Source organism: Microcystis sp. M061S2, from assembly GCF_020245605.1.
GTDB lineage: Bacteria > Cyanobacteriota > Cyanobacteriia > Cyanobacteriales > Microcystaceae > Microcystis.
Genome location: NZ_JADBUP010000084.1, coordinates 1 through 4994 on the forward strand (window position 1 = coordinate 1; position 4994 = coordinate 4994).

Genomic DNA, 4994 nt, shown 5'->3' on the forward strand with positions numbered 1-4994 from the left:
ACTTTACATTTAAGAACATAACAACCCCAAAACGCCATTTTTCAAATTGAATAGACAATTTTCCTAAACCAGTGTACATAGCTGATATGTTGACACATAAAACTCTGTAAATAGCGGAGTTTATCTAATAAGCTTTTGCCACAATCTTCCCATGATTGCCTTCCTCGACTTGGGGGTGCACCTGAGATTCATAAATCTCATTACCACGTCGAGCGAATTCTTCTTTGCTGTAGCGGGGTTGATTAACTGTCATTGGCCTGACCCTGTTGCAACTTTTGCCCCAATGTTTTAACCTAAACATTGGGGATCTTCGCTAACATTCCCCAACTGGGCCGACAAGGGCGGCATTGCACTTAAACCCACAGCTTCAATCAATGTGCATGGTGCGTTCGCAAAAATCGATCGCTGGAGCAGTAGGAGCCACATTAGGGAACGCACCCTACGGCTGAACTCACCCGCAATCAGTAGCTTTGAATACTAGATTGAGAACTCAAGCATCTGCCAAGGACATTTAGTTAGTTTCATGGTTGTGAAACTAACTAAATGTCCTTACGTCCCAACACTTCCCACCTAGTCCCCTTGGCAAATGTTTGAGTTCTCAGGCCGCTGCTAACCTACATTTGGAGTCTCAGGGGTTTATTTTGAGATTGAGTCTCCGGCTGATCGGTTCTTTTCTCCCATAACCCGGGTTGGGTAACACGCGGGTTAGAATGACAATTTGGTATCACTTTTGTACCGTTATGGTTTGAACTGGTTATTCAGTGTAGGATCAACCAGCCGCTAAAAATCCCTTTTTTGTCGGGAAAAAATCGAGCAGCGACCCCGAAATAGTGGTAATAGTATTGAAGGAGTGGTTTTAAAAGTGATGATATGACTGACCAGAATGGCGTGTTAGTAGAAGAACAAAGCGAGGATATTACCCGTAAGATGAGTCAATTAGCCACCGAGTCGCCGAAAAATCAATTACAGATTCTGACACAATTAGCCGGGGCCGGAGAAGGTGGCCTAACCGTATTGAGAGATTTTTTATTAGCCCAGCACCCCACTCCTGTTAATCTGGTGACAGGTAAGGCCTATCAATTGCTCTATCAAGATAATAGCGCTCAGAGCAAGGAATTTTTAGCTAATTATTTCCCCACGGGTGTGGTTCCCCTCGATAGTGCTAAAGGTATCGATTATCGACTTTTACAGGAATTATTGGCTAAACAGGATTTTCAAACTGCCGATAGTCTCACCCGTCAAAAACTCTGTGAATTAGCAGGAGAAGGAGCAATACAGAGGAAATGGGTCTATTTTACGGAAGTAGAAGCTTTCCCCGGTGTAGATATTCAGACTATTGATAATCTTTGGTTAGTTCATTCGGAAGGAAAATTCGGTTGGTCGGTGCAGCGCAAATTATGGATCGGTGTCGGTCAAGATTTCCCGAAACTCTGGCCGAAAATTGGCTGGAAAAATGGCAATAATTGGACGAAATACCCGCAGGAATTTATCTGGGATTTAAGCGCTCCCGTGGGCCATTTACCCCTGTTAAATCAACTGCGCGGGGTGAGAGTGGCCGCCTCTTTATTCTCCCATCCCGTCTGGAGTGAAAAATAGATTGAGAACACCAGGTCCGGCTATTGTATCAGATTTCTACATTTTCGGGACGATTTCTTGTAAGGCCGCTTCTAGATTAGGATAACGATAGTCAAAACCGAGCGCTTGAGTGGCTTTTGGCAGCACTTCTTGACCTTCTAGGACGATTTTTGCTCCTTCTCCCAAGAGAATTTCGAGGGCAAAATCTGGCACTGGCAACCAAGAAGGACGATTCATTACTTCCCCTAAAATCTGACAGAATTCTTTCATCCGGACGGGATTGGGTGCAGTAGCGTTGAAAGTGCCGTTGATTTCCGGGCGATCAAGACAATAGATAATTAAATTAATTAAATCATCCCGATGAATCCAAGAAAACCACTGACGACCGCTGCCAATCGGACCGCCAGCAAAAAGTTTGAAGGGTGGGATCATTTTCCCTAAAGCACCCCCATTGCCTAAAACAATACCCGTGCGAAGAATGACTAAACGAGTGCCGTAATCTTTAACTTTTTGGGCGGCTGTTTCCCACTTTTTACAGACATCCGCCAGAAAATCGCCACCGGGAGGGCTATTTTCGTCAAAACTAGCGGTTTCACTGGTTCCATAGTAACCGATCGCCGAGGAGTTAATTAAAACTTTCGGTTTCTGGGGTGCTAAGGCGATCGCCTCGACAATTTTCTCGGTGCCGATTTGCCGACTAGCGATGATTGCTCGTTTTGCTTCACCGGTCCAGCGTTCCGAAATCGGTTCTCCGGCTAGATTAATCACCGCGTCACATCCAGAAATCTCTTTTTGCCAATCCCCCGATTCTGTGGCGATATAAGGAATAATCTCTATCTTAGGATAGATTGACTTTGGGTAAATTCTCCTGGTTTTATCGGGATTGCGCGTCAAAATTAGGATTTCATCGCCGCGATCATAGAGTTTGACCACCAATCGACTACCCACAAATCCCGTCGCCCCAGTAATCGCTATTTTCATGGTTTCTTGACTAAATTTATCCTTATTTTAGCTCGTTTTTAACTATCAGAACTCAGGAGTCAGGAGTCAGGAGTCAGAAGTCAGGAGATTATTTTTATTTATTCTCCCTACTCCCCACTCCCCAATTCATAATTCATAATTCATAATTTATAATTCCCACTCCTGTCTTCTCACTTATCCTCATACCCCATCCCGTTGGCTGCCGCATAACGATTCATAAAGCGCAGAAAACGCTCCCAGTGTTCATCGGTGATTTCAAAACCACATTCTACCCGTTGAATTTCATCTCCTTCATCTCCTCCAAAAATAAACTTAGTCGAGTTGGGGATAACTATAATCACTCCTTCCTCATCGGTGAGACGGAGATCGCCGTAGGTACGGGTGGTGAAACTTTGGAAACGTTCGATCGCTTTCAGGGTTTTAAAAGTCATCAGGACATTGCGAATCCCGGTACTTTTATTTTTGCGGAGACTAACACCGCTTAATTCTTCTGATAAACCGACAAAAAACTCGATCGTGGGAGTGGTCATAGGTGTGGGCATAAAATTTTAGTTATTGATTTTCTCTTAATTACTTTGGACGGGAGAAAAGTAGTTCATGACTACTAATAAAGTAACCATGAACCGAAAAACAAGCTATTCCGCTTCTCCACCTTGGATTTTGAGGAGGAGAAAACCCCAAGCTAATCCGACGAGGACGAGAACGATCGCCACGATCGCCCCATTAACTAACATACTTTCTGCGGTCATGGTGATTGCTCCTGAGCCTACAATAATCGATCAATAGATCAATGGTATTTTAACCTACGAAGGCGATCGACTGCAGCCGGACTAGGGCAAAATTGAGGGGGAAAATCGGCCAATAACTTTGAGAATTTTCCTAGTATATACGTTCTAGCAATCCTGCCCCTCTCCTCAAGGAAGGATGCTCACCCCCATGCTAGATATTTTTAATACTATCTTTATATTTGCCGTCACCACTTTGTGTTAGTGTTTTATCTGCTTAATTCTCCACTTATACTAGAAAAATTAAGTATTGATAACTATTGGTGATAACTGGTAAAAAATCATTTATGCTCAAGATCAAGTTAATACTATTTTTAGGTTTGTTGCTGCTGAGTTGTCAATCGACTAATCTCAATGGTAATAATAGTTCAATGGCTCAGATTACGACTGAGAATCAAGGGCAAATATTACCGATCACGGCCAAAGCAGATATTAATGGTGAGATGATTGAGTTAGAAGTGGCTCAAACCCAGGAACAACAGGCCAAGGGTTTAATGTATCGCTTGTCTTTGGAGAAAAATCGCGGTATGCTATTTCCCTTTGCACAACCTCTGATGGCCCGGTTTTGGATGAAAAATGTCTCGATTCCTCTAGACATGATTTTTCTAAAAGATGGTATAGTAAAGGCAGTTTTGCTCAATGTTCCCCCTTGTGCTGTCGATCCTTGTCCTGTCTATGGGCCAAACACCATGGTTAATCAAGTGATCGAACTAGCTGGGGGTCGAGCGAAAGAATTAGGAGTGAAAGAAGGAGATAAAATTAAGATTGAGTCTATCTCAAGACCTTAATTTTTAAAAATGGTGTTGACTTTCTTATAGAAAGTGTCCCTTGTCTGGAAATATAAGTGTGGCTTTTATAAGCTATTACGCATTTATACTGTTTAAGATCTAACCATATCGATTAAGATTTTTATAGTCTATCAAGTCATAGATTGAATAATCTTCACCCTTGCTATAGATTAAACAGAGACAAAATTCTGCTCGATCTAATGGGACTATCTTAGGAGAGCCAGCGATTTTTAGGAAAGCACTCTCTATCATCGAGATAGCTTAGATACAGAAAAAACGGTCGCGAGACTAACTGTCCTTGAAACCGATCAGGTGGTGTTTTGTTAAAATCACGAGATGTACTATTGAGTAAAAAAATCTATGTCCACGATTGCCTATTCCCAATTCCGACGATTTCTGCAAGAGGAATTGTCCCTTCCCCAAGAATCGATCGCTATGGCCGAGCGCTCGATCCAATCTGATAAAATTCATTTACCGATGATTCTCTGGCAGTACGGTTTAGTGACCTTGGAAGAATTAGACAAAATTTATGATTTTCTCGAAGAGGTAGTCTAATCTTACAATTGCTCACTATTGACAAGGAGAATAATTGCCATGGCTGCTCATAGTTTCTGGCACAGTTTGAAAATTCCGATCCCAAAAACTACCAATCATCACTTGAGAAGTGGGTTATTTAAACCCACTTTTTTAATAACTATACAATTGAGAATTATCGATTAACTGCTCAGTCCATGAAACCCCATGACCAATTTGCCAAAAATTACCTTGAACAATTACTTTCTCCCCTGGGAATCGTCGAAATCAGCAAAGAAGTCAGCGACGAAACCCGACAGATAGATGTATTTTTTTCCCCCAATCCCGAACC

The 4994-nt window shown here is 42.3% G+C and carries 7 protein-coding genes and 1 pseudogene; 4 read left to right on the forward strand and 4 right to left on the reverse strand.

The window, feature by feature from the left end:
* Positions 1-124 precede the first annotated feature (124 nt).
* Entirely contained in the window at positions 125-253 is a 129-nt protein-coding gene (locus IM475_RS15085) for a hypothetical protein (protein WP_287728097.1), read from the reverse strand.
* Positions 254-870: 617 nt separating this feature from the next.
* Here IM475_RS15085 and IM475_RS15090 point away from each other — a divergent pair.
* Positions 871-1596 carry a GUN4 domain-containing protein gene (locus tag IM475_RS15090; RefSeq protein ID WP_287660261.1) on the forward strand — a complete coding sequence of 242 codons (726 nt, stop codon included), beginning with the start codon at positions 871-873 and terminating at the stop codon, positions 1594-1596.
* Between the two features lie 36 nt (positions 1597-1632).
* Here IM475_RS15090 and thyD read toward each other — a convergent pair whose 3' ends face one another.
* The 3 genes from thyD to petM all read right to left on the reverse strand — a co-directional run bounded on the left by thyD (position 1633) and on the right by petM (position 3305).
* Positions 1633-2556, reverse strand: a complete 924-nt coding sequence (thyD, locus tag IM475_RS15095; RefSeq protein WP_287728093.1) for a thylakoid membrane protein ThyD — start codon at positions 2554-2556, stop codon at positions 1633-1635.
* 170 nt (positions 2557-2726) lie between these two features.
* Entirely contained in the window at positions 2727-3086 is a 360-nt protein-coding gene (psb28, locus tag IM475_RS15100) for a photosystem II reaction center protein Psb28 (protein ID WP_287660265.1), read from the reverse strand.
* 105 nt (positions 3087-3191) lie between these two features.
* Positions 3192-3305: a cytochrome b6-f complex subunit PetM gene (gene petM / locus IM475_RS15105; RefSeq protein WP_287728094.1), complete on the reverse strand. Its 114-nt coding sequence runs from the start codon at positions 3303-3305 to the stop codon at positions 3192-3194.
* A 323-nt stretch (positions 3306-3628) separates the two neighbouring features.
* Between petM and IM475_RS15110 the strand changes: the two genes are divergently transcribed.
* From IM475_RS15110 to IM475_RS15120, 3 genes and pseudogenes are all read left to right on the forward strand, one after another.
* Positions 3629-4129, forward strand: a complete 501-nt coding sequence (locus tag IM475_RS15110) for a DUF192 domain-containing protein (RefSeq protein WP_287728095.1) — start codon at positions 3629-3631, stop codon at positions 4127-4129.
* A 360-nt stretch (positions 4130-4489) separates the two neighbouring features.
* The gene (locus IM475_RS15115) at positions 4490-4684 is read left to right on the forward strand and encodes a DUF2949 domain-containing protein (protein ID WP_287728096.1); all 195 of its coding nucleotides are present in this window, start codon (positions 4490-4492) and stop codon (positions 4682-4684) included.
* A gap of 176 nt (positions 4685-4860) precedes the next feature.
* Positions 4861-4994, forward strand: a pseudogene (locus IM475_RS15120) (flagellar assembly protein H); the annotation flags it as partial.